This is a genomic window from Glutamicibacter sp. MOO4 (genome assembly GCF_056934395.1).
In genome coordinates this window covers 1,022,655-1,049,583 of record NZ_CM167800.1, presented here as the reverse complement: position 1 = coordinate 1,049,583, position 26,929 = coordinate 1,022,655, and the positions used below count along the sequence as shown (strand labels likewise).

25 protein-coding genes and 2 tRNA genes are annotated in these 26,929 nt (G+C 56.6%); 12 read left to right on the top strand and 15 right to left on the bottom strand.

Features of this window, described 5'->3' with window-relative positions:
- Positions 1–2: 2 nt before the first annotated feature.
- Both AC1Z3F_RS04750 and gndA read right to left on the bottom strand, forming a co-directional pair.
- Complete coding sequence (locus tag AC1Z3F_RS04750) at positions 3–998, bottom strand: phosphodiester glycosidase family protein (RefSeq protein ID WP_483566694.1); 996 nt, start codon at positions 996–998, stop codon at positions 3–5.
- A gap of 197 nt (positions 999–1,195) precedes the next feature.
- Positions 1,196–2,635 carry an NADP-dependent phosphogluconate dehydrogenase gene (gndA, locus tag AC1Z3F_RS04745; RefSeq protein WP_483566693.1) on the bottom strand — a complete coding sequence of 480 codons (1,440 nt, stop codon included), beginning with the start codon at positions 2,633–2,635 and terminating at the stop codon, positions 1,196–1,198.
- Between the two features lie 206 nt (positions 2,636–2,841).
- Between gndA and AC1Z3F_RS04740 the strand changes: the two genes are divergently transcribed.
- The gene (locus tag AC1Z3F_RS04740) at positions 2,842–3,576 is read left to right on the top strand and encodes a FadR/GntR family transcriptional regulator (RefSeq protein ID WP_131088109.1); all 735 of its coding nucleotides are present in this window, start codon (positions 2,842–2,844) and stop codon (positions 3,574–3,576) included.
- A gap of 97 nt (positions 3,577–3,673) precedes the next feature.
- On the opposite strand, the gene AC1Z3F_RS04735 is transcribed toward AC1Z3F_RS04740, so the two are convergent.
- Both AC1Z3F_RS04735 and AC1Z3F_RS04730 read right to left on the bottom strand, forming a co-directional pair.
- Positions 3,674–5,089 (bottom strand): GntP family permease, encoded by a 1,416-nt coding sequence (locus AC1Z3F_RS04735; protein WP_483566692.1) that lies wholly within the window; start codon positions 5,087–5,089, stop codon positions 3,674–3,676.
- A 47-nt stretch (positions 5,090–5,136) separates the two neighbouring features.
- A complete protein-coding gene (locus tag AC1Z3F_RS04730; RefSeq protein ID WP_483566691.1) occupies positions 5,137–5,658 on the bottom strand; it encodes a gluconokinase in 522 nt (173 codons plus the stop codon).
- Between the two features lie 319 nt (positions 5,659–5,977).
- Here AC1Z3F_RS04730 and AC1Z3F_RS04725 point away from each other — a divergent pair, with 319 nt between their 5' ends.
- Both AC1Z3F_RS04725 and trhA read left to right on the top strand, forming a co-directional pair.
- Positions 5,978–6,238 carry a GlsB/YeaQ/YmgE family stress response membrane protein gene (locus AC1Z3F_RS04725; protein WP_444613322.1) on the top strand — a complete coding sequence of 87 codons (261 nt, stop codon included), beginning with the start codon at positions 5,978–5,980 and terminating at the stop codon, positions 6,236–6,238.
- Positions 6,239–6,425: 187 nt separating this feature from the next.
- On the top strand, positions 6,426–7,115 hold the full coding sequence (gene trhA / locus AC1Z3F_RS04720) for a PAQR family membrane homeostasis protein TrhA (RefSeq protein ID WP_483566690.1): 690 nt from the start codon (positions 6,426–6,428) through the stop codon (positions 7,113–7,115).
- 78 nt (positions 7,116–7,193) lie between these two features.
- Here trhA and AC1Z3F_RS04715 read toward each other — a convergent pair whose 3' ends face one another.
- The 3 genes from AC1Z3F_RS04715 to AC1Z3F_RS04705 all read right to left on the bottom strand — a co-directional run bounded on the left by AC1Z3F_RS04715 (position 7,194) and on the right by AC1Z3F_RS04705 (position 10,382).
- The gene (locus AC1Z3F_RS04715) at positions 7,194–8,468 is read right to left on the bottom strand and encodes an MFS transporter (RefSeq protein WP_483566689.1); all 1,275 of its coding nucleotides are present in this window, start codon (positions 8,466–8,468) and stop codon (positions 7,194–7,196) included.
- On the bottom strand, positions 8,465–9,634 hold the full coding sequence (argE, locus tag AC1Z3F_RS04710; RefSeq protein ID WP_242632434.1) for an acetylornithine deacetylase: 1,170 nt from the start codon (positions 9,632–9,634) through the stop codon (positions 8,465–8,467). Before argE ends, AC1Z3F_RS04715 begins: the two co-directional genes overlap by 4 nt.
- Positions 9,635–9,728: 94 nt before the next feature.
- Positions 9,729–10,382, bottom strand: a complete 654-nt coding sequence (locus AC1Z3F_RS04705; RefSeq protein WP_131088103.1) for a TetR/AcrR family transcriptional regulator — start codon at positions 10,380–10,382, stop codon at positions 9,729–9,731.
- 67 nt (positions 10,383–10,449) lie between these two features.
- On the opposite strand from AC1Z3F_RS04705, the gene AC1Z3F_RS04700 reads away from it, so the two are divergent.
- Positions 10,450–11,661 carry a glycosyltransferase gene (locus AC1Z3F_RS04700; protein ID WP_483566688.1) on the top strand — a complete coding sequence of 404 codons (1,212 nt, stop codon included), beginning with the start codon at positions 10,450–10,452 and terminating at the stop codon, positions 11,659–11,661.
- A gap of 95 nt (positions 11,662–11,756) precedes the next feature.
- Here AC1Z3F_RS04700 and AC1Z3F_RS04695 read toward each other — a convergent pair whose 3' ends face one another.
- Positions 11,757–11,951 (bottom strand): CsbD family protein, encoded by a 195-nt coding sequence (locus AC1Z3F_RS04695; RefSeq protein WP_061952239.1) that lies wholly within the window; start codon positions 11,949–11,951, stop codon positions 11,757–11,759.
- 202 nt (positions 11,952–12,153) lie between these two features.
- On the opposite strand from AC1Z3F_RS04695, the gene AC1Z3F_RS04690 reads away from it, so the two are divergent.
- On the top strand, positions 12,154–13,389 hold the full coding sequence (locus tag AC1Z3F_RS04690) for a methyltransferase (RefSeq protein ID WP_131088101.1): 1,236 nt from the start codon (positions 12,154–12,156) through the stop codon (positions 13,387–13,389).
- Between the two features lie 49 nt (positions 13,390–13,438).
- Here AC1Z3F_RS04690 and AC1Z3F_RS04685 read toward each other — a convergent pair whose 3' ends face one another.
- Together AC1Z3F_RS04685 and AC1Z3F_RS04680 are read right to left on the bottom strand one after the other, a co-directional pair.
- Positions 13,439–14,047, bottom strand: a complete 609-nt coding sequence (locus tag AC1Z3F_RS04685; RefSeq protein WP_131088100.1) for a class I SAM-dependent methyltransferase — start codon at positions 14,045–14,047, stop codon at positions 13,439–13,441.
- A gap of 91 nt (positions 14,048–14,138) precedes the next feature.
- Positions 14,139–14,214 (bottom strand) — tRNA-Val (locus AC1Z3F_RS04680).
- A 198-nt stretch (positions 14,215–14,412) separates the two neighbouring features.
- On the opposite strand from AC1Z3F_RS04680, the gene AC1Z3F_RS04675 reads away from it, so the two are divergent.
- Entirely contained in the window at positions 14,413–14,883 is a 471-nt protein-coding gene (locus tag AC1Z3F_RS04675; RefSeq protein ID WP_131088099.1) for a hypothetical protein, read from the top strand.
- Positions 14,884–14,986: 103 nt separating this feature from the next.
- Here AC1Z3F_RS04675 and ltrA read toward each other — a convergent pair whose 3' ends face one another.
- From ltrA to AC1Z3F_RS04655, 4 genes are all read right to left on the bottom strand, one after another.
- Positions 14,987–16,396 (bottom strand): group II intron reverse transcriptase/maturase, encoded by a 1,410-nt coding sequence (gene ltrA, locus AC1Z3F_RS04670; protein ID WP_483566687.1) that lies wholly within the window; start codon positions 16,394–16,396, stop codon positions 14,987–14,989.
- A 513-nt stretch (positions 16,397–16,909) separates the two neighbouring features.
- Positions 16,910–16,985, bottom strand: a tRNA-Val gene (locus AC1Z3F_RS04665).
- A 119-nt stretch (positions 16,986–17,104) separates the two neighbouring features.
- On the bottom strand, positions 17,105–17,554 hold the full coding sequence (locus tag AC1Z3F_RS04660) for a redoxin domain-containing protein (RefSeq protein WP_131088098.1): 450 nt from the start codon (positions 17,552–17,554) through the stop codon (positions 17,105–17,107).
- Positions 17,554–17,928, bottom strand: coding sequence for a DUF3052 domain-containing protein (locus tag AC1Z3F_RS04655; RefSeq protein ID WP_131089758.1), 375 nt, complete (start codon positions 17,926–17,928; stop codon positions 17,554–17,556). Before AC1Z3F_RS04655 ends, AC1Z3F_RS04660 begins: the two co-directional genes overlap by 1 nt.
- A gap of 404 nt (positions 17,929–18,332) precedes the next feature.
- On the opposite strand from AC1Z3F_RS04655, the gene aceE reads away from it, so the two are divergent.
- The 6 genes from aceE to AC1Z3F_RS04625 all read left to right on the top strand — a co-directional run bounded on the left by aceE (position 18,333) and on the right by AC1Z3F_RS04625 (position 26,153).
- Entirely contained in the window at positions 18,333–21,077 is a 2,745-nt protein-coding gene (gene aceE, locus AC1Z3F_RS04650) for a pyruvate dehydrogenase (acetyl-transferring), homodimeric type (protein ID WP_483566686.1), read from the top strand.
- Positions 21,078–21,235: 158 nt separating this feature from the next.
- Positions 21,236–22,444, top strand: coding sequence for a PucR family transcriptional regulator (locus AC1Z3F_RS04645; RefSeq protein ID WP_131088096.1), 1,209 nt, complete (start codon positions 21,236–21,238; stop codon positions 22,442–22,444).
- 190 nt (positions 22,445–22,634) lie between these two features.
- Positions 22,635–23,558, top strand: a complete 924-nt coding sequence (locus tag AC1Z3F_RS04640; RefSeq protein ID WP_262197844.1) for an ACP S-malonyltransferase — start codon at positions 22,635–22,637, stop codon at positions 23,556–23,558.
- Positions 23,559–23,766: 208 nt separating this feature from the next.
- The gene (locus AC1Z3F_RS04635; RefSeq protein WP_131088094.1) at positions 23,767–24,012 is read left to right on the top strand and encodes an acyl carrier protein; all 246 of its coding nucleotides are present in this window, start codon (positions 23,767–23,769) and stop codon (positions 24,010–24,012) included.
- Between the two features lie 108 nt (positions 24,013–24,120).
- Complete coding sequence (gene fabF, locus AC1Z3F_RS04630; protein WP_131088093.1) at positions 24,121–25,368, top strand: beta-ketoacyl-ACP synthase II; 1,248 nt, start codon at positions 24,121–24,123, stop codon at positions 25,366–25,368.
- 209 nt (positions 25,369–25,577) lie between these two features.
- Complete coding sequence (locus AC1Z3F_RS04625; RefSeq protein WP_262197845.1) at positions 25,578–26,153, top strand: dihydrofolate reductase family protein; 576 nt, start codon at positions 25,578–25,580, stop codon at positions 26,151–26,153.
- Positions 26,154–26,307: 154 nt separating this feature from the next.
- Here AC1Z3F_RS04625 and AC1Z3F_RS04620 read toward each other — a convergent pair whose 3' ends face one another.
- Positions 26,308–26,811 carry a DUF3145 domain-containing protein gene (locus AC1Z3F_RS04620; RefSeq protein ID WP_131088091.1) on the bottom strand — a complete coding sequence of 168 codons (504 nt, stop codon included), beginning with the start codon at positions 26,809–26,811 and terminating at the stop codon, positions 26,308–26,310.
- Positions 26,812–26,929 lie beyond the last annotated feature (118 nt).

Genomic DNA, 26,929 nt, shown 5'->3' with positions numbered 1-26,929 from the left:
TCTTACCCCTGTCCTGCGATGAACAGAATGTCGGAGGTTCCACGTTCTTGGTTGCGGCCCAGCGGATTATTGACCAGCTTGCCGTTGAAGTACATGGTCGAAGAACCGCCACCGTCAATGTTGTAGGCGGTTTTGCAGCCAAGATCCAGCATGATTTGGGCGAGCTCCGGCATGGTCACCCCGACGCTATATCCTTCTGAGCGACCATCGACCACAACAAAGACGTAGTGATTATCATCGATGATGCCGATCGCGGTGCGCGGTTGCTGGCCCTGGATGGAGTGGTTACCAAAATTGGTATCGACCTCAACGTCGTCGATGCCGTCAACCTGCTTGGAGTTTTTCACTACCGTCGGCCCGAACGACACAGTTTGCCATACGCCTTCTGAAACTAGGGTGTCTGCATCGGTGCTGGTCTCGTCGTACGCCTTGACGCTGCCGTCCTTGTAGAACGCCAGTCCCTCACGGGCCCCCTTGTCACGGTAGGCGACTCCGTTGCGGATGATGATGCCGGTGTCCCTGAAACCGTAATAGTCGCCGTTGATTGCAAAGATTGCGGAGTTGTTCACGGCTATGGCGCTGGTGGTTTCGGTGATGTTTTCGCCGAAGCTGTCTTTTGCAAAAGCGGAGGCCAGTACGGTGCCGTCTTTGAGATTCAGATCGGCTGCGAAGTAGGTGACTTGGCTGTTGCCGCTGCCCGTGACGGTCTTAGCGATATTGATTTTGGCAAGATCTGAGGTGTAGCTGGTATCGGTAATTTTGGCTGCCGTGTCAGAGGCGGTGCTGGCAGTCGCCGCTGCGGCACTAGTAACCCCTGTTTGCTCGACGTGCTCAACAACGAAGCGGTCCAATGCCCAGCCGGCTCCGCCACCTGCGCCAGCTAGAACGGCGAGCGAGCCAATAAGCACCGTCCGACGTGATGGCTTTTTACTCTTGGATGCTTTTTCGGTGGCTAACTGCTGGGATCTGGTGTTTTGCGTTACAGGTGAATTCGTCATGTGAAAATTTATATAGACGCTACCTGTCAGCAGATCTCGATCTACTTAGGTGTTTTCCATGAATGAGAATTCATGCCAGATAAATCCCGATAAATTCGGGCAAAAAGAACTTCTGTGACGCGGCTCCTATTAAGAAAAAACCGGCCTTCTTTCTAAGGAATTCCTTAGAAAGAAGGCCGGTTTTAGCTGTGAAAACTCTAGTGAGTGTCCTCAGCTGCGATCTCGGAACGGTCACCGCTCCACAAGGTGTGGAAGGTGCCTTCCTTGTCGGTACGGCGGTAGGTGTGTGCACCGAAGAAGTCGCGCAGACCCTGGGTCAGGGCTGCTGGCAGACGCTCGCTGCGCAGACCATCGTAGTAAGCCAACGACGAGGAGAAGAGCGGTGCTGGGATACCCATCTGAACTGCAACAGCTACAACACGACGCCAAGCTGGAACAGCCTTGGTGATCGCTTCAGCGAATGCAGGTGCGAACAAGAGGTTCGCAGGCTTCTCATCGGCTGCGTAGGCAGCGGTGATGTCCTTGAGCAGGGCTGCACGGATGATGCAACCTTCGCGCCACAGGCCAGCGATCTCGTCCAGCTTCAGCGTCCAGTTGTATTCACCGGCAGCCGAGGTGAGCATATCGATGCCCTGTGCGTAGGAAACCAGCTTCGAAGCGAACAGTGCCTGACGCACGTCCTCAACGAAGTTCTCAGGCAGGGTAACCTCAGAGGTTGCTGCGCCCAGAACCTTCTGGCCCACGGCGCGGATATCGCGCTGGGAAGATAGTGAACGAGCGAAGACCGACTCGGCGATAGCCGAAACTGGCGATCCCATGTCCAGGCCGGACTGCACGGTCCAACGACCGGTGCCCTTCTGGCCAGCGGAGTCCTGGATGACGTCGATCAGTGGCTTGCCGGTGGAAGCATCGGTGTGACCCAAAACTTCTGCGGTGATTTCAATGAGGAAGCTAGAGAGTTCGCCCTGGTTCCACTCGTTGAAGATTTCGGCCTGCTTTGCTGGCTCGATACCTGCAGCGTTGCGCAGTAGGTCGTAAGCTTCGCCGATAACCTGCATGTCGGCGTACTCGATGCCGTTGTGCACCATCTTGACGAAGTGACCAGCACCGTCAGTGGAGATCCATGCGCAGCAAGGAGTGCCATCGTCAGCCTTAGCGGCGATCTTTTCTAGCATTGGGCCCAGAGCCTTGTAGGACTCTTCGGAACCACCTGGCATGATCGATGGGCCGAGCAGTGCGCCCTCTTCGCCACCGGAAACGCCAACGCCTACAAAGTGCAGGCCCTTCTCGTTCAACGCAGCTTCGCGGCGACGAGTGTCGGAGTAGTGCGAGTTACCAGCGTCAATGACGATGTCACCCTCATCAAGCAAAGGAACAAGCTGGTCGATGACCGAGTCTACTGGGCCGCCAGCCTTGACCATGATCAAGACGCGACGCGGGGTTTCGAGGTTCGCAACCAGTTCTTCTAGGCTCTCGGTGCGGATGAAGTCACCTTCATCGCCGTGCGCCTCAAGCAGTGCATCGGTCTTACCGACCGAGCGGTTGTGCAGGGCTACAGTGTATCCGTTGCGGGCGAAGTTACGGGCAAGGTTCGCGCCCATAACGGCCAGACCTGTGACACCAATCTGTGCAGGCATAAAAATAAGTCTCCATCAATTACGGGGAGGTGTGCCGTAAACAGAGACCAATTAAAGTGGCCCCTGAATCACGACCACGTGACCTCTATATCCTACTCGCCAATACCCTACGTTTCACAGCTCATAGCGGATGTTAAAACATATTTATCCCACCGAACTACAGCGCGTATCAAGGTATGAGACTAGTCCTTGGCTAAACTAACGGTATGTCAACTAGTCTGCACGCTCATGTGGTCGAGCACCTCGGCTCGCGCATCGTGGGCGGACAAATCCCCCGCGGATCGATTCTGCTGGCCGCTGAACTCGAGGAAAAACTCCAAGTCTCCCGATCGGTGATTCGTGAGGCCATTCGTGTACTAGCTCAATCGGGCTTAGTGACCAGCACCAAACGAGTCGGCATTCGTGTTCTGGGCGCTGAATTCTGGAATCCGTACGACTCCCATGTCATCCGCTGGCGTTTAGCGAGCGATCAAAAAGGTACACAACTTCGCTCATTGACCGAGCTTCGCATCTCAGTAGAGCCCATGGCCGCCGAACTGGCTGCCGAGGTTGCCCCCGAGGCAATGCGCAAAGAGCTCATGATGGTTTCAGCCCAGATGAGTCACTACGGTCGCCAAGGTGACCTGCACAAATTCTTGGAACTGGATATCCGGTTCCACTCCCTAGTCCTTGCAGCCTCCGGCAATGAGATGTTTGCCAACCTTGCCACCCCTATTGGTGCAATCCTGCGCGGTCGCACAGAGCTTGGGCTCATGCCCGAACGCCCGCACGAAGAAGCGCTGCTCTGGCACCAATCGGTATCTGATGCCATCTCCAACTCTGACTCCGCCAGTGCACGCAAGAATATGGAAAGTATTATGCGTCGTACACATAACGAGATCTGCAGCTTATGGGAGGGCCAAGCGCGCATATTCGTTGATCCACCCAAGGAAACACGCTAAGCACGAGCTCCAAAATCTTGTTTTAGATAGCAAAAAATCCTTCCTCTCTAACGATTGTTAGAGAGGAAGGATTTTTTGTGGTTACTAGTAACAGTAGCTACGCCACTGCGGTAGCAATACCGTATAGCACCATCACGAAGACGAAACCAACCACGGAAACCAGTGCCTGGCCAACGGTCCAAACACGCAGGGTGGTGGATACGTCCATGTTCAAGAAGCGCGAGACCAACCAGAAGCCCGAGTCGTTGACGTGTCCGGCGAAGACCGAACCGGCAGCCAGAGCCAGAACCATGGTGGCGATCTGGAAGGCGCTCAACGAGCTATCTGCCAACACTGCTGGCTGAACGATGGCAGCGGCGGTGGTCAGTGCCACGGTTGCCGAGCCCTGAGCCAGTCGAACGATGGCAGCGATCAGGAAGCCCGCGATGATCAGTGGCAGACCAATAGCCTGCAACGAATTGGCGATAGCGTTACCAATACCGCTGGCACGCAGTACGCCACCGAACATGCCACCAGCACCGGTGATCAAGATGATCGAGCATACTGGGCCCAATGCGGAGTCGACCACGGTTTCGATAAGGGTCTTGTCCTTGCCCTTGCGGAAGCCAAGCAGAACCATGCCCAACAGCACGGTGATCAGCAGAGCTACTGGGGTTTCACCGAACAGACGCAACCAGGTAACCCATGAAGCCTTTGGATCAACAACGCCGGCGCTGCCGAGCATGTTCAATCCGGTGTTCAAGAAGATCAGGATCAGTGGAAGTAGCAGAAGGCTAAAGACGGTGCCTACTGAAGGCGAGGACTTGAAAGCATCCTTGTTTGAGCCATTGCCCAGAGCGGCATCCAAGATATCTGGAACAGGAATGTCGAACTTCTTGCCAACGAACTTACCGAACAGGTGACCGGCGAAGAACCAGGTAGGAATCGCAACAAGCAGACCCAAGACCAAGACCAGTCCTACATTTGCTTCAAGCAGACCCGAGGCCGCCACCGGACCTGGGTGTGGTGGTACGAAGACGTGCATCACCGAGAAGGCGGTAGCTGCAGGGATCGCGTAGTACAGTACCGAGCCGCCAAGGCGACGTGCGACGGTGAAGATAATTGGCAGCATGACCACAAGGCCAGCATCAAAGAAGATTGGGAAACCGAAAAGCAGCGAAGCTATGGACAACGCCAGTGGCGCCCGCTTCTCACCGAACTTGGAGATCAACCAGTTGGTCATCACCTCTGCGCCGCCACTGGTTTCCAGCATGCGACCGAGCATTGCGCCAAGGCCAACCAGCAAGGCCACGCTGGCCAAGGTTGAACCAAAACCGCCGGTTAGTGTGGTGATGACTGAGCCTGCTGGAATACCAGCTGCAATGGCTGTAATAAGGCTTGTTAGCACCAGAGCCACAAATGCGTGGACTCTAAAGCGGATAATAAGCACCAGCAGCAGGGCTACTGCAGCCACCGCCAGTGCAAGGAGGCCGGTGGTACCCAGCGTCCAATTCATTTCGAGCTCAGTTGTCATTGTCGTCCTTGATCAATGGTTATCAATGCCAGCATCTGGCAGATGGATTAGGCGTGGTTGACTACGGCGAGGTCAGCGACGAGCTGACGCACGATGTCTTCGGGAGAGTTAGAGATGTTTGCAGTGAGCACAGCTTCATCTGCTTCTGGCTGTTCCAGAGTGGCCAGCTGACTGTCGAGCAGCGAAGTTGGCATGTATTCGTGGGAGCGTGCGTTCATTCGATCACGAATCAGATTAGGAACGCCTGCAAGGTGCACAAACAGAGTTGCTGGTTCAAGACTACGGATCAAATCGCGGTAGTCGCGCTTGAGCGCGGAGCATGCGATGACCAGAGGTTCGCCCTGTGCAGTACCGTCGGCAAGTTTCTGCCCGATAACTCGCAACCATGGCTCGCGGTCTTGGTCATTTAGTGCATGACCTGCCGCCATTTTTTGCCTGTTGGCATCTGGGTGCAAGCTGTCGCCGTCAATAAACTCGCGGTGCAATGCATCCGCCAGCATCTGACCAATGGTCGACTTGCCGCTACCCGAAACACCCATAACAACAATGGGCGGGACCAGTTCACTCATGTTTTCACTCCGTTGTGTGCAAACCTAATATCAGACTTAAGGAATATTTGGTTGGATAAAATCTGATTTAACAAGACTAAGAGCGCAATCGGGTGCTGTCAACCACTTCAAGTGCGCGAAGTAACATTGTCCTTTAAAGAACAGGTCAGATGTTGTTTAGGTGATGAAACCTTCACGACCTTCAACCACTAGTCGAAACTCCTGTGTGAAAAGTATGAATTTCATCGTGGCAACTCTGGAAGCCCAGCTCAATGCCATGTATTGTCGCGAATGAGTGGTCAAACCCGGCCGCTGCAAGTTCTGACCATTGGAGCGAATCATGGGATTCATTGGATGGATAGTTTTGGGCTTGATTGCAGGCGCTATCGCAAAGGCAATCCTGCCAGGCAAGCAAGGTGGCGGCTGGATCGCAACCCTGCTGCTAGGTGTCGTCGGCGCACTACTCGGCGGTTGGATCGGAAGTGCCCTCTTCGATAAGGGTGTCGGCGGATTCTTCTCCATTTGGAGCTGGCTCCTAGCCATTGGTGGCGCCTTGATCGTATTGGTCATCTGGGGATTCATCACCAAGAGGCGAGCATAGCTCGTATCATCGGGTTTTAGTCCCTCGCACTAAGCAACAAGCCCGCCGGCTGCCGCTAATTTTACAGTGGCAACCGGCGGGCTTTTGTATGTCCTGCGTTCGCTTCTCAGCACAGGTTCACAACAGATATTTGTCGTAGACTTCAAGAACTGGGGATTACTCCCCGAGCACGACGTTAAGGACGCCCATGGCCATTGATCCCATGACCCCAGAGGCAGAAGTTCGAGCACCAAAGAAATTTCTGTCTATCGGTACCGAAAGAACTCGTTGGCGCGGCCTGATTCATGCATGGTCAACACCAGGAATCATCATCATGAACCTGGTTCTGATCGTGCTTGCCGACAGCCACCTCGCCGAGTGGACCAGCGCAGTATTTGCCCTGTGCTCCATCCTGCTCTTTGGCACCTCGGCGCTCTATCACCGTGGCAACTGGACCGATAAGGTAATGGGTCTGTTCCGCCGAGCCGACCACGCAAACATTTTCTTGCTGATCGCCGGTACCTACACACCTGTCGCCGCGCTTATGCTGCCAGCCAAACAAGCAATCATTGTTCTGTCCATCATTTGGGGCGGCGCCTTGGCAGGTATCGTCATCAAGACCGTATGGCCTACCGCCCCGCGCTGGGTCGGCGTCAGCCTCTACATCTTGCTTGGCTGGGGCGCACTGATGCAGCTACCTACCTTCTGGGCCACAAATCCGGCAGTCATGATATTGATTCTTGCCGGTGGCCTGGCCTACACCGTCGGTGCGGTGTTCTACGCAACCAAACGGCCTAATCCCCTGCCAACAATCTTCGGTTTCCACGAACTCTTCCACGCATGCACCATCGTCGCGTTCCTCTGCCATTGGACCGCAGTGCTTTTGGTAGCCATCTAGAAATCAGCAACACACACAAAAAAGCGCAGTGGCCGCCAGCTTTCTCAAGCTGGCGGCCACTGCGCTTTCTCGGTTGGTCTATCGCTGTCCGTAACGGCGACGAACCACAAACAGTCCTACCAAAGAAATCACGGCAATCGCCATGTAGTAAAGACTCGGTGCATCCAACGATCCGGTGATCTTCAACAGCCAGGTCAACACCAGCGGAGCAATTCCGCCGAGTAGCGTGACACCCACGTTGTAGGCCACCGAAAGGCCCGAGCCACGGATGGCCGCAGGGAATAGGTTGGAGAGCAACGCTGGCAGCGGTCCGAAGTAGAAGGACATGATCACGCCGAGCAGCGCGATCACCAACACCATTACCGGAACGCTCGGCTTAGAAGTCATGAGCTTGAACATCGGATACGCCAGGACAAAGGCGGCGATGGCCGCATAGGTCATCACGTGTGCCGGACCAATTCGATCCGCCAGGTGACCTACCAGCGGCACCCCGCACAGGGTAATAACGCCCGCGGCGATCCCACCTAAGAACGCCGCGTCTCCCGGAATCCCAAGGTTATTCACGGCAAAAGTAGGCATAAACAGGATCAGGTAGACGGAGATCGTCGCTACACCAATTACCCCAACGCCGGCCAGCAAACGACCATAGTGCTGCTTGAACAGCGTACCCAGCGGGAACTTCTCCTTGACCGAGGAAGTGAATTCTTCGGTCTCCTCCAGACGAGCGCGAATGTACAAGCCCACTGGACCGATGAGCAAACCGACAAAGAACGGCACGCGCCAGCCCCAGGATTCCAGGGCTTCTGCGCTCAATCCCGTGGTCAGGAAATAGCCGAAGGCCGAGGCCAGCATCATGGATGCACCCTGGCTGGCTACCTGCCACGAGGAATAGTACGCCTTCTTATGCGGGGCAGTTTCAATCAAGAATGCGGTCGCCGTACCAAATTCTCCGCCGGCGGAGAATCCCTGAATCAGTCGCGAAAGCAAAATGATCAAGGCACCGGCGACACCTACCGATTCATAAGGCGGGGCCACCGCCATGATCAGCGTGCCCACCATCATCATGGCCAGGGTCAGGGTGAGCGCCTTTTTCCTACCCCTACGATCGGCGTAGCTGCCCAGCACCATTCCGCCCAGTGGCCTGATCACATAGGAAATCGCGAACGTGGCAAAGGTAAGAATCAGCGCGAAGGTCGGATCCGAATCCGGGTAAAAGACTTTCGCGATGGTTGTCGCGAAGGTGGCATAAACGATGATGTCGAACCATTCAAGCGCCGCTCCAATGGAACTGGAGATCACGGCCCTGCGGGCCATCGCTACCTGTTGGGCAGTAACCTGCGTCCCGGCACTCATCGGCTCAGCTGTGCAATCAAGGAGTCGACGAAGTCCTCACACTCCACGAGCTGATCAAGCAACACGTACTCATCTGGTGCGTGCGCTTGAGCGATATCGCCAGGGCCACACACCACGGTAGGAATCCCGGCGGCTTGGAATAGTCCCGCCTCGGTGCCGTAGGTAACCTTCTCGTCGGTGGCGTGCGCGCCACAAGCTGCAGCAAAAGCGACGATGTCCTCATCTAGTTCGGTATTCAGCCCGGGCGCCCCGGCCTGCTGTTCCAGGCTCACCGAGCATGCAGGGTTTTTCTTCTGCATCTGCGCTTCAAGCTTTGTGGCTTCCTCACGGAAACGATTGGTCAACGCTTCACGATCAACCACTGCCAGCGAACGGTACTCGAAAAACACCACTGCCTGGGATGGAATGGTATTCACGGCAATACCGGCATCAAACTTGTTGACGTTCATGGTGGTGGTCGGTTCGATGAACGCATCATCACTCGGCCCGCTGGTGCGCAGCTCAGCGGAAACTTGCTCCACAAAGTTCGCAAAGCGAAGCGCATAGGAAATGGCGTTAACGCCTTCCGATGGCAAGGACGAGTGAGCCGCCACGCCATTAAACTGCACCTTGAAGACGTTCATTGACTTGTGCCCGCGAATAGCCCGCATGCTTGATGGCTCCCCCACAAAGCATCCACGCGGCGCCAACTTGTCAGCGACGATCTTTTCAACCAGGCTCACCGCACCAACACAGCCAACCTCTTCGTCGTAAGAGAGGGCAAGGTGGATTGGTTCGGCTAGTTTCGCTTCGGTCAGCTTGTCCAGTTTGGCTAGGATCACCCCGAGGAAGCCCTTCATGTCGCAGGTCCCGCGACCATACAGCTTATCTCCGCGAACTTCTGCGTTAAATGGTTCGCTGCTCCACTTCTGCCCGTCCACCGGAACAACGTCGGTGTGCCCGGAGAGCACGATGCCGCCGGTACGCGTTCCATCATGGGCCGGGATGGTCGCCAGCAGATTGGCCTTGGTACCCTCGCTGTTATGGATCAGCGAGGATTCAACTCCGTAGGCTTGAAGTTTTTCCACTACGTTTTCGATCAGCGGCAAGTTTGTGTCGCGACTGGTGGTGTCCACGGCAATCAGCTCGCGGATTTCTTTCATGCTTGCTTCGGACGGTGCAGCCACAACAACTCCTAAGTACTTGGCATAATTACACTGGTTTCATGCTGTCATACCAAGTCACCTATGCATAGAAGATTTCATTCTAAGGCTATGCGGGTTAATATTTCCCGACCCCGACCCCGATGCCGTGCAGGTAGGTGCGGATTCCCTGCTCAAAGGCATCGTCCCGATCAAGGGGCTGCTTCAGCTCGCTCAGTGTTCTCAGCAACTGCGGGTAGGCCCCCGTCTGCAATGCTTCGTTCACGGCCGAGGCTTCCTGTTGCTCATCTTGTTTCTGATCGTTAAGCGCAAACGCGGCGGTCAGCGAGTTCAGCATCGCGATGGTGTGCAGCTTAACGGCGGCGCTCAGTTCCGTATCAGCTAAGGCCAGCAATCCTCGCTCGAGGTATGCCATGGAGTTGTGGGTCATCACCTGTTTTTGCAGGACGATCAATGGCACCCATGGATGGCGCCGCATGATTCCCCGACCCTGGTGAGCGATGTTCACCAGCTGCTCAATTGCAGATCCAGTGCAGGCATCAAAGTCATACTCGGCGCTGATCCGATCAACCATTAGTTCGGTGAGCTGATCGTAGGACTTCACATATCGGTAGAGGGAGGCAGGACCCGTGCCGAGACTCGATGCTACCGCCCTGAGCGAAACGGCCTCAATCCCCTGCGCGTCAGCAAGATCAACGGCAAGCTCAACAATTTTTTCGCGTGAGTATCGAGGCTTGGGACCGGTGGTTTTCTGCGGTGATTTTTTGGCCATGGCGCGAACTCCTGAGGCTGTATAGTTAAACGCGAACACTGTTCGCAATTAACTTTACAGGAGAACCATGCGCGTACTGATGATCACCCCAGGCACCCGTGGCGATGTCGCTCCGATGGCAGGTCTAGGTCAGGCACTGACCGCGCAAGGTTTTGATGTATCGATCGCTGCTAACCCTGCCTACCAAGAGCTTGTGAGCTCAGCGGGCTGCACTTTCCGCGAGCTGCCAGGTGACATGAGCGCGCTAGTCAACCCTGCGCCTCCTGGTACAAAGACCAGTCCCAAAGACCTGCGGAAATACCTCGCAGAATTGGGCGCATACTTCGAACAAGCCACTGCCGGAACATTAAAGGCAGCCGAGCACGGTGCCGAGGTGATCCTAGCCAATTCGGTAGCGCCCTTCGCTTTTGATGTCGCCGAGGCACTGGGCATCCCGGCGATCAGCGCCCATTTGCAACCATCCGAGCCCAGCGGGGACTACTCCCCTATGGTGCTAGGTACGGCCCGCAGTTTCGGAAAGCTAGGAAACAAAGCGCTGCATCAACTGATTTCCGCGTCCAAGGCACCCTACGATGCACCGACCGCACGCATTCGCGCAGAATTGGGATTGCCCAAGCGAAGCCGTGCTGCCTCGGAACGTCTGCGCCGAAAGGTTAGCAGTCCAGTTCTTAATGGTTTCAGTTCAACCGTGGTGCCGCGCCCCGCTGATTGGCACCAAAACATTATCAATTGCGGCTACTGGTGGCCGGCGGCCGATCCATCGTGGAGCGCACCTGCCTCACTGCGTGATTTCCTCAGCGCAGGTGAGCCACCGGTGTTCCTAGGTTTTGGAAGCACACAGGCACTCGAAGCTGACTTCCTTATCGACGTTGCCCGCCGTACCGGGCGACGAACCATCATCCAAGGCGCGGGAGAATTTTCCGAGTCAAACGTTCTGGGTGTCGGCGCAGTCCCGCATCATTGGTTATTCCCCCAGGTAGCTGCCGTAGTGCACCATGCTGGGGCCGGCACCACTGCCGCCGGTTTGCGCGCCGGTGTTCCAGCGGTGCCGGTACCCATCTTCACGGACCAGCCGTTTTGGGCTTCTCGGCTTTACCGTCTGGGCGCAGGTGTTGCCCCTATCGCCTATAAAAATTTGACCGTTAATTCCTTGGCCCAGGCCATCAATGAAGCCGAGAGCAACGAGAACTATGCTCAGGGTGCCAGATTGATCTCAACGAAACTAGCAGCTGAAGAGGACAGTGCGCTGAAGGTCGCAAGGTTCTTGGAGCGCTACTGATCACGAAGTTCAACGCATCAGAAGCTGTACGCAACAGCAACTTAACGCAACAAGGGCACCCACCAAAATGGTGAGTGCCCTTATTGAACTACTTGCTACTTATTGAAGTCGTCGCGGACGTCTTTAGCTGCGTCCTTGACAGCTTCACCTGCCTGCTTCGTCTTGGCTGCGGCCTGATCCTTCACGCCTTCAGCCTGCAAATCCTCATTGTTGGTTGCATCGCCGACAGATTCTTTGACCTTGCCGGATGCTTCCTGAGCCTTGTTCTTGAACTTATCGCCTAAACCCATAAGTCGTACTCCTTTTGCAGTCGATCGAACAACGAACAAAACCCACGTTACATGCCAATTTCGGTAGCCAGCTGGTCAGCAACTTGAGGCCAGCTGAAAGATCTCGCAAATCCTGCTGAATCCACCAATGAAGTGTATGATCCTCGCGCACCGCACCCTGATCAATCCTCGGTAGACTTATTAACACCGGCCCACGCAACACATGGCTCATGCGCGGTCTCCAACGGGTGAGCACCGCGAAACGACAGGGCGTTCGGCCATCTGTACTGCACCCAGTGCTCTTGAACCATCTATTTCGTGGGACCACGAGGGGGAAAGTTTCAGCGCCACATGGTTCTCGGCCAACGATAGACCGGCACCCAAAAAGGTAGTCCTCGTTGATGATCGACTGACCGCCGACGCCGCGATGCGTTACGCTTCGCGTGGAATCGCGATGTTGTGGCAGGGCGACTATCACAATGCCAAGCAACTGATCTCGGCCATGGACCGCCGGCTCAGCGCTACCCAAACCAGCAAGTCCTCCAAGAAGGAACAAGATGCTGGTCAAAAGTTCTACGCCATCCGTCAAGCTCGTGCACACCGCTCCCGGATGCTCTCCTTGGTCCTGGTGTCCCTGACATTCGAGAATTCAGAGCATGCCGCACAACTACGTTTGGCGCGCTCCCCACAGGTAGCCGAAGCAATCACCTTCACCTACGAACAAGCCAAAGATTTTGCTGGCACGCAAGCCGTGGTGAGCCTGCAAGAACTCTCCGGGGTGCTCAGCGCGCATCAATGGTTCCTCAACGGTGTCAACGTGCCCGCGTTGGGGGCCACCATCCATCCGCGCTACGGCACCTTTATGCCTACCCGGCAAGAATACGTTCAGCTCGTAGCCCAGGCTCCGCTTAACGGTGCGCAGCTCGCCTTCGACATCGGCACCGGGACAGGAGTGCTGGCTGCGCTGTTGGTCTCACGGGGAGTGAAGACCGTGAAGGCCACGGATATCCATCAGCGAGCCGTTGATTGTGCCAATCAAAACTTCGCCCGCTTGGGTATGCAGGATGACGCACACGCCGAATTAACCAGCATGTTCCCCGCCGGGCAGGCTGAGCTGATCATCTGCAATCCCCCGTGGTTACCGGGCAGCGCTCCGAGCACACTCGACGCTGCCATCTACGATCCGGGCGGCAAGATGCTATTGCAGTTCCTTCGCGGGTTACCTAAGCACCTGACCGAGGACGGTGAAGGCTGGCTCATCATCTCCGACCTCGCCGAGCTGCTTGGTCTGCGCACCCGCGAACTACTCTTAGCCGCTATCGACGACGCTGGCCTGAGGGTTGTCGAGAAGATTGATGGACGTCCCACACACGGCCGCGCCCATGATCAGTCTGATCCCCTGCACGCAGCTCGTTCGAAGGAGATCACCACCTTGTGGCGCCTGAAGGTCAAGGTCTAAGCGCAGTCAATCCCCGGTATAGCAAGATCTTAGGCTCGCCAACCTAGCGTTACTTTGCGCCAAGTACAGCCACGAGGAAATCATCGGCCGGCGCGTGAAAGTTCCACGTTGAGTAGCGTTGCTGAATCAGAAGATCGGCCCGCTGTGCGTCAGCTTCAAATTGCTCAAAGTCGTACCCCCTGTTGGCTCCGAATCCCACAATCAAGCGTCCGTCGGGAGCAAGAAATTGACCCAGGCGTTTTAAGGCGGGCAAGCGTTCGGCTTCGGACAGGAACGTCAGAACGTTTCCTGCACAAACGATGACATCAAAATCAACCGGACCTGAGGTAATGTCTTTGGGACTAAAACTCGCCAGATTACCCAGATACCACGTGGCGTTGGGATAGTCCTGACGGGCTACCTCGATCAGATCGGGGTCAAGGTCCACACCAACGACGTTATGCCCTTGTTCGGCGAGCCAACCGGCGATCCGACCGGTTCCACACCCAGCATCAAGAATTCGACTGCCGCGTTGTGCCAACGCATCAACGGCGCGGGCTTCGCCAAAAATGTCTTTTCCTTCGGCCACTAAGTTTCGCCAGCGCTGCGCATAGTTTTTCGCGTGATCTGGATTGGCGCGACGGGTCGCAAGCCAAAGATTTTCTTCCGGGGCACTCATGCCTCCAGTTTGCCACGAGTGAGCACCAGTCACGGCATACGAAAAAACCCGTTGTTTTCGATCTTGACGATCAAAAACAACGGGTTTTCGTTGGTGGGCCCTACCGGGATCGAACCGATGACATTCACGGTGTAAACGTGACGCTCTACCAGCTGAGCTAAAGGCCCTCCTACAGTGAAGAACCAAGCAAATTTCTTTGCTTCATTCGTTCTCTGTAACAAGAAATAATTTAGTACATGCCGAACTGACTTGGCAAATTGAGAACGGTATTTTTCGCAAAGAGTGCCGAGCGTCACTCTCCGGAAGCTGCCTTGGCTACTAACGGCGGACCCTAAACTGTCGGCACCTTCGGCGATACTTTCCCTATGAAAAGATCACTGGCAGTTGCCTCTCTCGCCCTATGTTTTGCACTGTCCGCTTGTGGCGGCCAGGCGCCGGCCTCCACACCAAGTGCAACAAGTGCAACAACTACATCCAGCACCGCGCAGCAAGGTCAGCAGGCAGAGCCTGTAGACCTCAGCGGAAAGTGGAAACAGAAAAATTCCATGGACGAAGACGCCTACCAACTGGCCACCATCAAAGGGGACGTCATCAGCATTGACTGGGTGACGAACAACGGAGACACAAAGTCAATTTACTGGGTTGGCACGTTTAAGGCTCCGAAGGCTGGCGCCGAATCATTTACCTGGACTTCTCAGCGTGATCAAAAGGCGACGGATAGCGCAATTATGGCCTCGGGCGACGACAGCAAGAAGTTCACGTTTATCAACGGCGAGATTTCCTATGAGGCCGGGATCATGGGCACAACAACTACGATGCGCCTGAGCAAGCAGTAGCCACTAGCTGAACAATCTGCGTGGAAATCGAGTAGGCGGGGGTGTCTAGCCCCCGCCTCTCACACCACCGGACATGCGGGCCCGCATCCGGCGGTTCGCCAAGTCACTGAAAACGATCCCAAGCACGGCGAAGGAACAGCACACCCAACTCCTCCCAATATGAAGTTGGCAAGGCACGATGAAGAATCGGGGACTTCGCCACACGCCAATACGCACGTGAACTGTTTCCCCACTGGTAAGCCTTATCCTTGACAATCCCCAGACGGCGAAGATTCGCCACCCGAGTACGAGGACGCTTCCATTCAACCCAACGGATCTGACGCAACCGACGTCTAAACCATTGATCGAGTGTGGCAAATTTATCCGCCGTCATCGACAACCGGAAATAACCCATCCAACCCCGAACAAAACGATTCAACTGCTCGATACGGTACTCCATCGACACACTCCACCGCCGAGAAGTCAACCTCCGAATCCGCTCCTTCATGCGTATCCACGCCTTCGGAGCAACCCTGATCCTGACCTTCGAACCTTTGACGAAGTAGAAACCAAAACCCAGCAACGTTGCAACACTCGCCGGATTGATCACTGATTTCTGCCGATTAACCTTCAACTTCAGGCGCTGTTCAAGGACTTTCGTCGCCTGATCCAACACCCGTTCGGCAGCACGTTTCGACTTCACAAAAATTCTGATGTCATCGGCATACCGCACAAAACGGTGATCCCTCGACCAGAACTCCTGATCAAAATCATCCAACATGATGTTCGAGAGCAACGGCGATAAAGGCGACCCCTGCGGAGTGCCCTCCACCGTTTCCCGACGAACACCCTGCGCCATGATCCCAGCCGTCAAATACTTCCGAACAAGCTTCAGAACCCGCTTGTCTTTCACCTTCCGCGCAATCCTGGACATCAGCACGTCATGGTTCACCCGATCAAAGAATGCATCCAGATCAACCTCCACAACCCACCGATACCCCTGCTCAATAACCTTACGAGCCATCGAAGCAGCGCCATGGGCGCTTTTGCCCGGCCGAAATCCATAAGACATCGGTGCGAACCCCTCATCGAAAATCGGGGAAAGCACTTGCGCGAGAGCCTGCTGAATCAACCGATCCAACACAGACGGAACACCCAGCATCCGTTCCCCACCATCAGGCTTCGGAATCATCACCTGACGCACCGGCAACGGCGCATACGTTCCAGCATCAAGCGACTTCCGAGTCTCGATCCAATGCTCACGGCACCAATCACGCAATTCATGCGCTTCAAGCCCATCAACACCAGCAGAACCCTTATTCCGCTCAACACGTTTCAATGCAATCAACAAATTACCTCGCGAGAACACTTGCTCCCACAGATCAACTTGTTGATCCCTGATGTCTTTCCCATCAGCCGCCGGCTCAACGCTACACGCAAGAAAATACTCTCCCGGATTCACCGGTACCATCCCCTCTCTGCCCCACCACGTCCGTGGGTTTTCTGCGATAATCATGTGAGCACGAGAACTCATGCTTCAGTCCATCAATTCCCAGCGTTCAGCCCTTCCCTGCCTCCCTCATCAACCACAATGGGTCTCAGGCAAACGATCAGGTTCCTCACCCGACGCGATTCCTAGGCAGGTACTATGACCTCTGCTGACTTCTGCCCCATCAGTTACTGACCTCTCGGCCAGAACCGCCCCACTCAGTCAGAAGACAGGTGGTGCACTGGGACAGACCTCCCCAGATAAGAGCATTCACTTTCTCCCTGCGCCCGCCACATATACACATCTGCCGTTTCGATGGAGCGGGCTTCACCATCTTGCGCTGGCTTACCCCGACAGACATGCCTCACATGTGATTCGTGTTCCTCGGTGCAGAGGTTTGCCTCCGGCTTCCTTCCCACCCCACCTCGCGGTGACGCAGTTGCCTTCAGCTAGGCCTTAAACCATCTTCCCGGCCAGAGGACTTTCACCTCCAAGTAAATGCCCATGCTGGGCGTACACAAAAAAATCCTCGATCCATGTGGATCGAGGATTTTTATTTGGTGGGCCCTACCGGGATCGAACCGATGACATTCACGGTGTAAACGTGACGCTCTACCAGCTGAGCTAAAGGCCCTAACCATGTTCGCTTTTGCAAGCCAACGAGGAATAACTTTACATAGATATTTCGGTTCTCGCAAATCGAGAGACCGGTATTTCTTGTGAACTGGCACACACTATGCAATTTCCCCTGAGTTACCGGGCCTCAATAGCGGATTGGTAGTCATCCATACTTCGAGGTGCAGTCATCGAACTGCTGAAAACTTCTTGCACAATCCCGTCAACTACCCACAGTGAGACCCTAGTGGCAACGCCAACATTTTCGTCGAAGGCGCCCGCTTTCAACGCCACCTGACCGTGAGGCCAAAAGTCAGCAAGCAGATCAAACTGGATGCCAAGGGATTCAGCGTAGTTGCGCAGCGTGAATTTATGGTCGACCGAAATGCCAACCACCCGCACCTGGTGATCGGTGAAGTATTGCTGTTCTTCTTGAAGTGCCGCCAGCTCTGAACCGCAGACTCGCGAAAATGCCCAAGGATAAAAGACAACCAGCACACGACCCTTTGACAGATCGGTGCTGGTAATCGTCTCACCATATTGATTTGATAGCGAGAAATCGAACAGGCGCGAACCTGTTTGAATCATTAGTTCTTCTTACGTGGGGCGAGGCGAACTGCAGACCAGTCCTCCGAAACACCTTCACTGGTAGTCACATGCAGGCCAGCGCTAGGCGCCTCCTGCTGAATTAGTGCTGGGGACACATGTCCGTCGCGGCCCTGCTTAGGTGTCAGCAACCAAACGATGCCGGTTTCGTCCAAGCAGTTGAGCGCGTCCATCAATGCGTCAACTAGATCTCCGTCGCCATCGCGCCACCAGAAGATAACTGCGTCGACAACGTCATGATCCTCTTCGGTGAGCAGTTCTGAACCAATCAGTTCCTCGATCGAGTCACGCAGATCGTAATCTACGTCATCGTCGTAACCCAGTTCCTGAATAAGGTTGTCATTTACGAAGCCCATCTTTTTAGCGGACTCCAAGTTTGCCGATACGGCGTCGCTCACTTCATTCCTCCTGCTGGTGCAAAGCGTTACTACCAACGAAACACGGTTTTCTCGTTCCATTCAAGCGCTAAGGCAATAACACGCCGAACAAATATAACCCACGATCCGGTGGTCCACATCATACCGACAGGGTCATTGGAGCAATAGCACCTATACGATATTGCTCAAGTCACTTTAAAAGTCATACTTAAGCGGATTTTCGCTCGTAATCATGACCCCACGCACCGGCAATTGACACTAGAGTTGCATATGAACCGACAGTGCACATCACTCCAGTGTTACTGCACCCGTTGTCCCAATACCGTTGCATCGCAGTGCAAAACTGCAACGTAGCGGAGCCGCAATTCAATCAAGGAGCTTCCGTGGCTGTAGAGGAACACATCTCCCAGATCCGTAGCGGGTTGACTTACCAGCTTTCAGATCAGGATCCTGAGGAAACTCAGGAATGGATGGACTCATTTGACTCTCTCGTAGAGTCCCAGGGCACCGAGCGTGCTCAGTTCATTATCCGCTCGCTGCTGCAGCGTGCAGGTGCCAAGTCCGTGGGCGTGCCCCATGTGACCACCACCGACTACGTGAACACTATTCCTGTAGATCAGGAACCAGAATTCCCGGGCGACGAAGCCATCGAACGCCGCTACCGCGCATTTATGCGTTGGAATGCCGCCATCATGGTGCACCGCGCTCAGAACCCAGCAATCGGCGTTGGCGGACACATCTCCACCTACGCTGGTGCAGCCACCCTGTACGAAGTGGGCTTCAACCACTTCTTCCGCGGCAAGAACCACCCAGGTGGCGGCGATCAGGTGTTCTTCCAGGGCCACGCTTCCCCAGGTATGTACGCTCGTGCCTTCGTCGAAGGCCGCTTGTCCGAAGAAGACATGGACGGCTTCCGTCAGGAACACTCCAAGGAAGGCCACGCGCTACCTTCCTACCCACACCCACGCTCGCTTCCAGACTTCTGGGAATTCCCGACCGTGTCCATGGGTATTGGCCCAGCTAACGCGATCTACCAGGCACAGCTGAACCGCTACCTGCAGAACCGTGGCATCAAGGACACCTCAGACCAGCAGGTCTGGGCCTTCCTTGGCGACGGCGAAATGGACGAGCCAGAATCCCGCGGTTTCCTTCAGCTTGCAGCCAACGAAAAGTTGGACAACCTGAACTTCGTCATTAACTGCAACTTGCAACGCCTTGACGGCCCGGTTCGCGGTAACGGCAAGATCATGCAGGAACTTGAAGCCTTCTTCCGCGGTGCCGGCTGGAACGTCATCAAGGTAACTTGGGGCCGCGAGTGGGATGCACTGCTCGAAGCCGACAAGTCCAACGCCTTGGTCGACATCATGAACCAGACCCCAGATGGCGACTACCAGACCTACAAGGCTGAGTCCGGCGCCTTCGTGCGTGAGCACTTCTTCGGTCAGCGTCCGGAAACCAAGGAATTGGTTGCCGACATGAGTGACGATGAGATCTGGAACCTCAAGCGCGGTGGCCACGACTACCACAAGGTCTACGCCGCCTATAAGGCAGCCGTAGAGTTCAAGGGCAAGCCAACTGTGATCCTGGCCAAGACGGTCAAGGGCTACGGTCTGGGTTCGCACTTCGAGGCTCGCAACGCGACCCACCAGATGAAGAAGCTGACCATGGAAGACCTCAAGGGCTTCCGCGATCACCTGCGCATCCCAATCACCGACGAGCAGCTCGAAGCCGACCTGTACTCGCCACCGTACTACCGCCCATCCGAGGACTCGGATGAGTACAAGTACCTGATGGAGCGTCGTTCGGCTCTGGGCGGTGCGGTACCAAGCCGCCGCAAGGAGACCTCGGTTAAGCTTCCACTGCCAGGCGACAAGGCTTACGCCATCGCCAAGCGTGGCTCGGGCAAGCAGCAGGCAGCCACCACCATGGCCTTTGTTCGTTTGCTCAAGGACCTGATGCGCGACAAGGAATTTGGTCACCGCATTGTGCCGATCGTCCCCGACGAATCGCGCACCTTCGGTATGGACTCGTTCTTCCCGACCGCAAAGATCTACAACCCAGCAGGTCAGAACTACCTATCCGTAGACCGCGACCTCGTCTTGGCCTACAAGGAGTCCCCTCAGGGCCAGCTGATCCACCCGGGCATCAACGAGGCCGGCGCCGTCGCAGCATTCACCGCTGCCGGTACCAGCTACTCGACCCACGACGAACCGCTGATCCCGATCTACGTGTTCTACTCGATGTTCGGCTTCCAGCGCACCGGTGACCAGTTCTGGGCTGCCGGCGACCAGATGACCCGTGGTTTCATCATCGGCGCTACCGCCGGCCGCACCACCCTGACCGGTGAAGGCCTGCAGCACGCCGATGGCCACTCGCCAATCCTGGCCTCGACCAACCCGGCAGTGATCACCTACGATCCTGCCTACGGTTACGAGATCGGGCACATCATGCGCTCCGGCCTGGATCGTATGTACGGCGGCAGCCACGCCGATCCAAACGTGATGTACTACCTGACCGTGTACAACGAGCCAATCAGCCAGCCAGCTGAGCCGGAAAACGTTGACACCGAGGGCATCATCAAGGGTATCCACTTGCTCAAGGAAGCTACCACCGACGGCCCACGCGCACAGCTGCTGGCCTCCGGCGTGGCCGTGCCTTGGGCCCTGGAAGCTCAGCAGATCCTGGCCGACGAGTGGGGTGTATCTGCCGATGTTTGGTCGGTCACCTCGTGGAACGAGCTGGCTCGCGACGGCATGAACGCCGACGCCGAGGTACTCATCGATCCTTCCAAGGCTCGCCGTACCCCGTACGTGACCAGCAAGCTGGAGTCCACCCCGGGCCCAGTCATCGCGACCACCGACTACATGCGCGCAGTGCCTGAGCAGATCCGCCCGTACGTCCCAGGTGAATTCCACACCTTAGGCGCCGACGGATTCGGTTTCTCAGACACCCGTGCAGCAGCTCGTCGCTTCTTCAAGATCGACGCTCACTCGCTGGTCGTCCAGACCTTGCAGTCGCTGGTTGAGCGTGGCGAAATCCCTGCGGACACCGCAGTGAAGGCGCACGCCAAGTACGATCTGAACAACCCAAATGCCGGCAAGTCCGGCAATGCAGGTGGCGACGCGTAAGTCTCGCACTTGTGGCACCTAGTGCCCGGGTTTCTCCCAGCCCCGCTACGATTTTCTTCGTAGCGGGGCTGGCCGCTTAACATCCCGGGGTTAAGCACCTCAGCCAAAAATCCGCCGCCACATTCACATCCCTGTACAAAAGTCACTAAGCTTAAAGTATGAGTCCCGAACTCGATGCCGCCGCGTCGAAAAACCGAAGCAGCCACCAGCAGCCTCCCAGCGCCCAAACGCTGAAACGGCTCCAAAGCCACATCGGGGTTCTGTCCACCACGGCGCTGAAATATCTGGATCAGCAGCTACCGTGGTATCGCTCGCTGGAGCCCAACGAACGCGCCGCGCTGGGGCTGATCGCCCAAAAAGGAATCTCCACCTTTGTCTCCTGGTATGAGGATCCCACGTCCTCGCCGGCCTGGGTGGTCACCGACGTTTTTGGTGCCGCCCCCACTGAACTGACCCGTTCGATCTCGCTGCAAAAAGCACTGGGTCTACTGCGCACCATCGTGGACGTGGTCGAATCCCAGGTTCCAGATATTGCCACCGAGGCCGAACAAGGGGCGCTGCGTGAAGCGGTGCTGCGCTACTCGCGAGAGGTCGCCTTTGCCGCTGCGGAAGTTTACGCGCGGGCAGCCGAAACCCGTGGTGCCTGGGACTCCCGGCTGGAAGCGCACGTGGTTGACGCGGTGCTGCACGGTGAACCCCATGACTCGCTAGCCTCGCGCATTGCCGCCATCGGCTGGAAGTCACAAAAAAACATTCGCATTTTGGTGGGCACCACCCCGTCCTCCAACTCAGCAACTTTCGTCGCCACCCTGCGCCGGGTGGCCACCCGCTACTCCCGGGACTCATTAATCGGGGTGCTCGGGGATCGCTCGGTATTAATGCTCTCCGACACCAATTTTGAGGACGTCGATCTCTCCCGCTTCACCCGCTTTTTTGGCCACGGCCCACTGGTCTACTCCCCCTTGGCCCCGGCAGTCAAAGAGATGCACCATGCCGCGGTGGCCGCGGTGGCCGGATATGCCGCAGCCCGCGCCTGGCCGCAGGCACCCAACCCGGTGAGCACCGACGATTTGTGGCCAGAACGCGCAGCCAATGGCGACGAGCTGGCCCGCACCGCGCTGATCGAACAGGTCTACCAGCCCTTGCAGCAGGCCTCCAATGGGTTGCTCGAAACGCTCTCCAGCTATCTGGCCCTGGGCCACTCCTTGGAAGGCACCGCTCGCGAACTTTTTGTACACGCCAATACGGTGCGCTACCGGCTCAAGCGTGTCACCGAAGTCACCGGCTGGGACCCATTGGTCCCTCGCGATGCCTTTGTGCTGCAATCGGCCCTGCTCTACGGCCGACTTCACGAAGTTAACTTGTAGGCGTCAACTTGTAGGCTTCACCCAAAGAACCTACGAGACGCAGAACACTAGTTTCTGCGCGTATGGCGCATTACTTGGGAACTTTGCTCGACCATAAGATAAGCTTTTGTAGAGTTCCTACAAACACTTCCCATGAGCTTGGTGTGCAAATGAAGCGCCAAAAGCTCCTAAAATTTGGAAAGCTGTAAGAGTGTTAGCAATCGTTTGCCCCGGACAGGGCTCCCAGACCCCAGGTTTCCTCGCCGAATGGCTCGAAGTTGAAGGTGTAGCCGATCACTTGGCTACCCTGAGTCAGATCACCGAGCGCGACCTCACCGCCCACGGCACCGTCTCCGACGAAGAGACCATCAAGGACACCGCCGTCGCGCAGCCGCTGATTGTGGCCGCCGGCTTGGTGACCGCTCGTGCACTGTTTGGCGACAGCCTGCCAGCGGGCGTGATTGTTGCCGGTCACTCGGTTGGCGAGATCACCGCTTCGGCTCTGGCCGGTGCGCTTGATGAGGCCGACGCGATGAACTTTGTGAAGGTTCGCGCCAACGCCATGGCGCAGGCTGCTGCGGCTACCCCGACCGGCATGGCCGCCGTGCTTGGCGGAGATCCAGACGAGGTCCTGGCCGCACTGGAGAGCTTTGGGCTCACCCCGGCTAATGCCAATGGTGGCGGACAGATCGTGGCCGCTGGCACGCTAGAGCAGCTGGCAGCGCTGGGCGAAAACCCACCAGCCAAGGCTCGCGTGATCCCACTCAAGGTTGCCGGCGCATTCCACACCGCGCACATGCAACCAGCGGTAGGCACCTTGGCAGAACTGGCCGGGACCATCACCCCAAAGGATCCAGCCTCCACGTTGCTCTCCAACTTCGACGGGCAGCCGGTCGCCGATGGATCGGCCAACTTGGATTCTTTGGTCGCCCAGGTTTCGCGCCCGGTTCGTTGGGATTTGTGCATGGAGACCCTGGCAGCAGCTGGCGTGACCGGTGTGCTGGAATTAGCCCCTGCAGGTACCTTGGTGGGCTTGGCCCGCCGTGGCCTGAAGGGTGTAAAGACTCTCGCGGTGAAGACCCCGGCTGATCTAGAGGCCGCCCAAGCCTTCATCGCCGAGCACACCAGCAACTAGCTACGCGAACTCAAAGATTTGTGCGCCTTACCCGCAATGATGCGGCAGGCAGGCTCATCTCTGACCTAAGCTTTAAAGCGATGAAACTGCGGAGCATTTGATGCACCACGGTTTTAGCAAACCGGCTCGTGAAGCATCCTGGTAACAGGAGCGGATCGGCCACTACGAACACCGGAGCCCTCCGGTCACTGAAGAAAAGGAGCCATCCATGGCTAGCAACGAAGAAATCCTGGCGGGCCTCGCCGAAATCGTCAACTCCGAGACCGGCCTGGACGAAGCAGACGTGCAGCTGGACAAGTCCTTCACCGAGGACCTGGACATCGACTCGATCTCGATGATGACCATCGTCGTAGAGGCCGAAGAGAAGTTCGACGTTAAGATTCCGGACGAAGAAGTTAAGAACCTGAAGACCGTAGGCGACGCAGTTAGCTTCATCGCCGGCGCACAGGCCTAAGCCTTCGGCGTTTATCGCCACCACCGTTGCATGGGTACGCCGTGCACATCGGCCGGTACGTAAAGCCGGCCCCCTAAATTTCTTAATCGCACAGTAGAGAGTTTGATGATGGCGCGCAAAGTAGTGATCACCGGTCTCGGAGCCACCACCCCAATCGGCGGGGACGTCCCCACCCTCTGGGAGAATGCTTTGAAGGGCGTCTCCGGCGCCGCAACCCTAGAGGATGATTGGGTGAAGGAATACGACCTGCCGGTCACCTTCGCAGCGCGTGCTTCCGTACAGCCAGCCGAGGTCCTCAGCCGCCCCGAAACCAAGCGCATGGACCCTTCGACCCAGTTCGCTGTCATCGCCTCGCGTGAAGCATGGGCCGACTCTGGCCTGAACAAGGAAGAGATCGATCAGAACAAGCTGGCCGTGGCATTTGCTACCGGCATCGGCGGCGTCTGGACCTTGCTCAACGCTTGGGACACCCTGCGCGAAAAGGGCCCACGTCGTGTGCTGCCGATGACCGTACCAATGCTGATGCCTAACGGCCCAGCCGCAGCGGTCTCGCTGGATCTGGGCGCCGCTGGTGGAGCTCACACCCCCGTGTCGGCTTGCGCTTCGGGTACCGAGGCTATGCACGTTGGCCTGGAACTGATCCGCTCGGGCAAGGCTGATGTTGTAATGGTTGGTGGCGCTGAAGCTGCCATCCACCCAATGCCAATGGCTGCTTTTGCCTCCATGCACGCTCTCTCGCGCCGCAACGATGATCCAACCAAGGCTTCGCGTCCGTACGACGTGGACCGTGACGGCTTTGTGATGGGTGAAGGTGCCGGCGCCCTGGTGCTCGAATCCGAAGAGCACGCCCTGGCTCGTGGCGCACGCATCTACGCCGAGCTTGCAGGTTCCTCGGTCACCTCGGACGCGCACCACATCACCGCACCGGATCCAGAGGGGTCCGGTGCAACTCGTGCGCTGAAGGCAGCGATGTACGACGGCCGCATTCAGCCAGAGGACGTGGTGCACGTAAACGCACACGCCACCTCCACTCCGGTGGGCGACGCTCCTGAGTACACCGCCTTGAAGAATGCATTGGGCGATCAGCTCGAAAACGTTTGGGTTTCGGCAACCAAGTCCCAGATGGGTCACCTGCTCGGTGCTTCCGGTGCAGTGGAGTCCGTGCTCTGCGCACTGGCCGTGTACCACCGCACCACCCCGGTGACGATCAACTTGGACAACCAGGATCCAGCGATCCCGCTGAAGGTTGTGACCGGCGCTCCTCAGGCTCTTCGGGCCGAGGGCACCATCGTCGCACTGAACAACTCCTTCGGGTTCGGTGGCCACAACGCCGTTGTAGCAATCCGTAGCGTCTAGTAGTTCTCTCCGGCTAAACACATTTGGGCTGGCTCCAGGAATTTATTTCCGGAGCCAGCCCATTTTTTGCTCTCTTGTCCCGGCTCACCCCGATATTTCAGGTGCTAACCTTTGTCTAACCCTGATTTCTCTTCGTTCGCGACCGCGCAACTAACCTGCAGGTCATTTTGCGCGTCGCGACACTGACTACCAGCCAAGGAGCAACCGTTATGCGTCAGCTGATCGCCACTTCATTCATTTCCCTCGACGGTGTTGTTGAAGCCCCTGGCGGTGAAGCTGACTACCGCAATACGGGCTGGAGCATGAATAGTGTTGCGTTCGATCCGGCCGCCTACGAGCTCAAGGGTACCGAACAGGGCGAGGCAACCGCCATGCTGCTCGGTCGAGTCAGCTACCAGGCATTTGCTCCGGTGTGGCCGAGCATGGACGACCAATTTCCGCTGTACAACGCTATGCCCAAGTACGTACTTTCCACCACGCTTGATGACAAGGATCTTATACAGAACTGGGGTGAGACCACCATCTTGCGATCGGTGGCTGATGTTGCACGTTTGCGTGCCGGTGAGGGCGGGCCGATTAGCATTCACGGTTCGGCCACGCTGGTCCGTTCACTTCAGGAGCATCACCTGATCGACCGGTACAACCTTTTGGTGTTCCCGGTGCTCTTGGGCGAAGGCAAGCGGCTCTTTAGCCAGGAATCTTTGGACGCACAGAAGCTGAAGCTGGTTGACTCGCAGGCTTACCCCAACGGGGTCCAGAAAAACGTATTTGATGTTGTTCGGTAGGAGCTGCGGGGGTTAGCGCGAGCAAATTTAGCGCAAAAGCCAGAAGTAGGACCCAATTTAGTATTGGGTCCTACTTCTTTTGGTAACAACCCCGCACCACCCGGGCTCAACTGGATGCAGTCGAAAACTCACCCAGAGACTAATTAACCAGTTGTTATACCACCTGGTTAAGCCATCGAACTGGAGCTTCGTCCCCAGCATGGCGGAATGGTTCGAGTTCTTCGTCCCAGGCTTCGCCTAGGGCCACGGACATCTCTTGGTAGAAGATCGAAGGATTGCCTTCGCCCTTTTCATAGGCCCAACGGATGCGCTCTTCGCTGACCATGATGTTGCCTGCAACATCGATAGTGGCATGGAAGATTCCCAGATCCGGGGTGACTGACCAACGGCTGCCATCGGCGCCGGGGCTCGGGTCTTCGGTGATTTCAAAGCGTAGGTGCTGCCAACCATGCATTTCGCTGGTGAGCAGAGCGCCGGTACCTTGAGGGCCTACCCACTGGATTTCGGCGCGACAAAAACCGGGTGCTACCTGCTGTTCCGTCCAGTCCATCTTGACTGGCGTCCCAAGCACAGACCCAATTGCCCATTCCAGATGTGGGCACAGCGCTGCAGGGGCGGAATGTACAAAAATCACGCCTCTGGTCATCGGTGCAGACATGCCATCCTCCGTTGCGGTGTTGATCGTCTTCCCCTACGTCAACATCGAACACGTGCTTTTGCCGCCGATACTTCTATTTTGCCCGATGAAGGGCACTTTTCGCCACCCGGTACGTCAC

Bases quoted from the DNA above. Each gene is read 5' to 3' on its own strand.
- AC1Z3F_RS04730 (WP_483566691.1), bottom strand. From the start codon at position 5,658: ATGAGTGAACTGGTCCCGCCCATTGTTGTTATGGGTGTTTCGGGTAGC.
- gndA (WP_483566693.1), bottom strand. From the start codon at position 2,635: ATGCCTGCACAGATTGGTGTCACAGGTCTGGCCGTTATGGGCGCGAAC.
- AC1Z3F_RS04660 (WP_131088098.1), bottom strand. From the start codon at position 17,554: ATGATTCAAACAGGTTCGCGCCTGTTCGATTTCTCGCTATCAAATCAA.
- trhA (WP_483566690.1), top strand. From the start codon at position 6,426: ATGGCCATTGATCCCATGACCCCAGAGGCAGAAGTTCGAGCACCAAAG.
- fabF (WP_131088093.1), top strand. From the start codon at position 24,121: ATGGCGCGCAAAGTAGTGATCACCGGTCTCGGAGCCACCACCCCAATC.
- AC1Z3F_RS04735 (WP_483566692.1), bottom strand. From the start codon at position 5,089: ATGACAACTGAGCTCGAAATGAATTGGACGCTGGGTACCACCGGCCTC.
- AC1Z3F_RS04725 (WP_444613322.1), top strand. From the start codon at position 5,978: ATGGGATTCATTGGATGGATAGTTTTGGGCTTGATTGCAGGCGCTATC.
- AC1Z3F_RS04700 (WP_483566688.1), top strand. From the start codon at position 10,450: ATGCGCGTACTGATGATCACCCCAGGCACCCGTGGCGATGTCGCTCCG.
- AC1Z3F_RS04750 (WP_483566694.1), bottom strand. From the start codon at position 998: ATGACGAATTCACCTGTAACGCAAAACACCAGATCCCAGCAGTTAGCC.
- AC1Z3F_RS04695 (WP_061952239.1), bottom strand. From the start codon at position 11,951: ATGGGTTTAGGCGATAAGTTCAAGAACAAGGCTCAGGAAGCATCCGGC.
- AC1Z3F_RS04635 (WP_131088094.1), top strand. From the start codon at position 23,767: ATGGCTAGCAACGAAGAAATCCTGGCGGGCCTCGCCGAAATCGTCAAC.
- ltrA (WP_483566687.1), bottom strand. From the start codon at position 16,396: ATGAGTTCTCGTGCTCACATGATTATCGCAGAAAACCCACGGACGTGG.
- AC1Z3F_RS04740 (WP_131088109.1), top strand. From the start codon at position 2,842: ATGTCAACTAGTCTGCACGCTCATGTGGTCGAGCACCTCGGCTCGCGC.
- AC1Z3F_RS04645 (WP_131088096.1), top strand. From the start codon at position 21,236: ATGAGTCCCGAACTCGATGCCGCCGCGTCGAAAAACCGAAGCAGCCAC.
- AC1Z3F_RS04690 (WP_131088101.1), top strand. From the start codon at position 12,154: ATGGCTCATGCGCGGTCTCCAACGGGTGAGCACCGCGAAACGACAGGG.
- AC1Z3F_RS04715 (WP_483566689.1), bottom strand. From the start codon at position 8,468: ATGAGTGCCGGGACGCAGGTTACTGCCCAACAGGTAGCGATGGCCCGC.
- AC1Z3F_RS04625 (WP_262197845.1), top strand. From the start codon at position 25,578: ATGCGTCAGCTGATCGCCACTTCATTCATTTCCCTCGACGGTGTTGTT.
- AC1Z3F_RS04655 (WP_131089758.1), bottom strand. From the start codon at position 17,928: ATGGGCTTCGTAAATGACAACCTTATTCAGGAACTGGGTTACGACGAT.
- AC1Z3F_RS04705 (WP_131088103.1), bottom strand. From the start codon at position 10,382: ATGGCCAAAAAATCACCGCAGAAAACCACCGGTCCCAAGCCTCGATAC.
- AC1Z3F_RS04620 (WP_131088091.1), bottom strand. From the start codon at position 26,811: ATGTCTGCACCGATGACCAGAGGCGTGATTTTTGTACATTCCGCCCCT.
- AC1Z3F_RS04675 (WP_131088099.1), top strand. From the start codon at position 14,413: ATGAAAAGATCACTGGCAGTTGCCTCTCTCGCCCTATGTTTTGCACTG.
- AC1Z3F_RS04685 (WP_131088100.1), bottom strand. From the start codon at position 14,047: ATGAGTGCCCCGGAAGAAAATCTTTGGCTTGCGACCCGTCGCGCCAAT.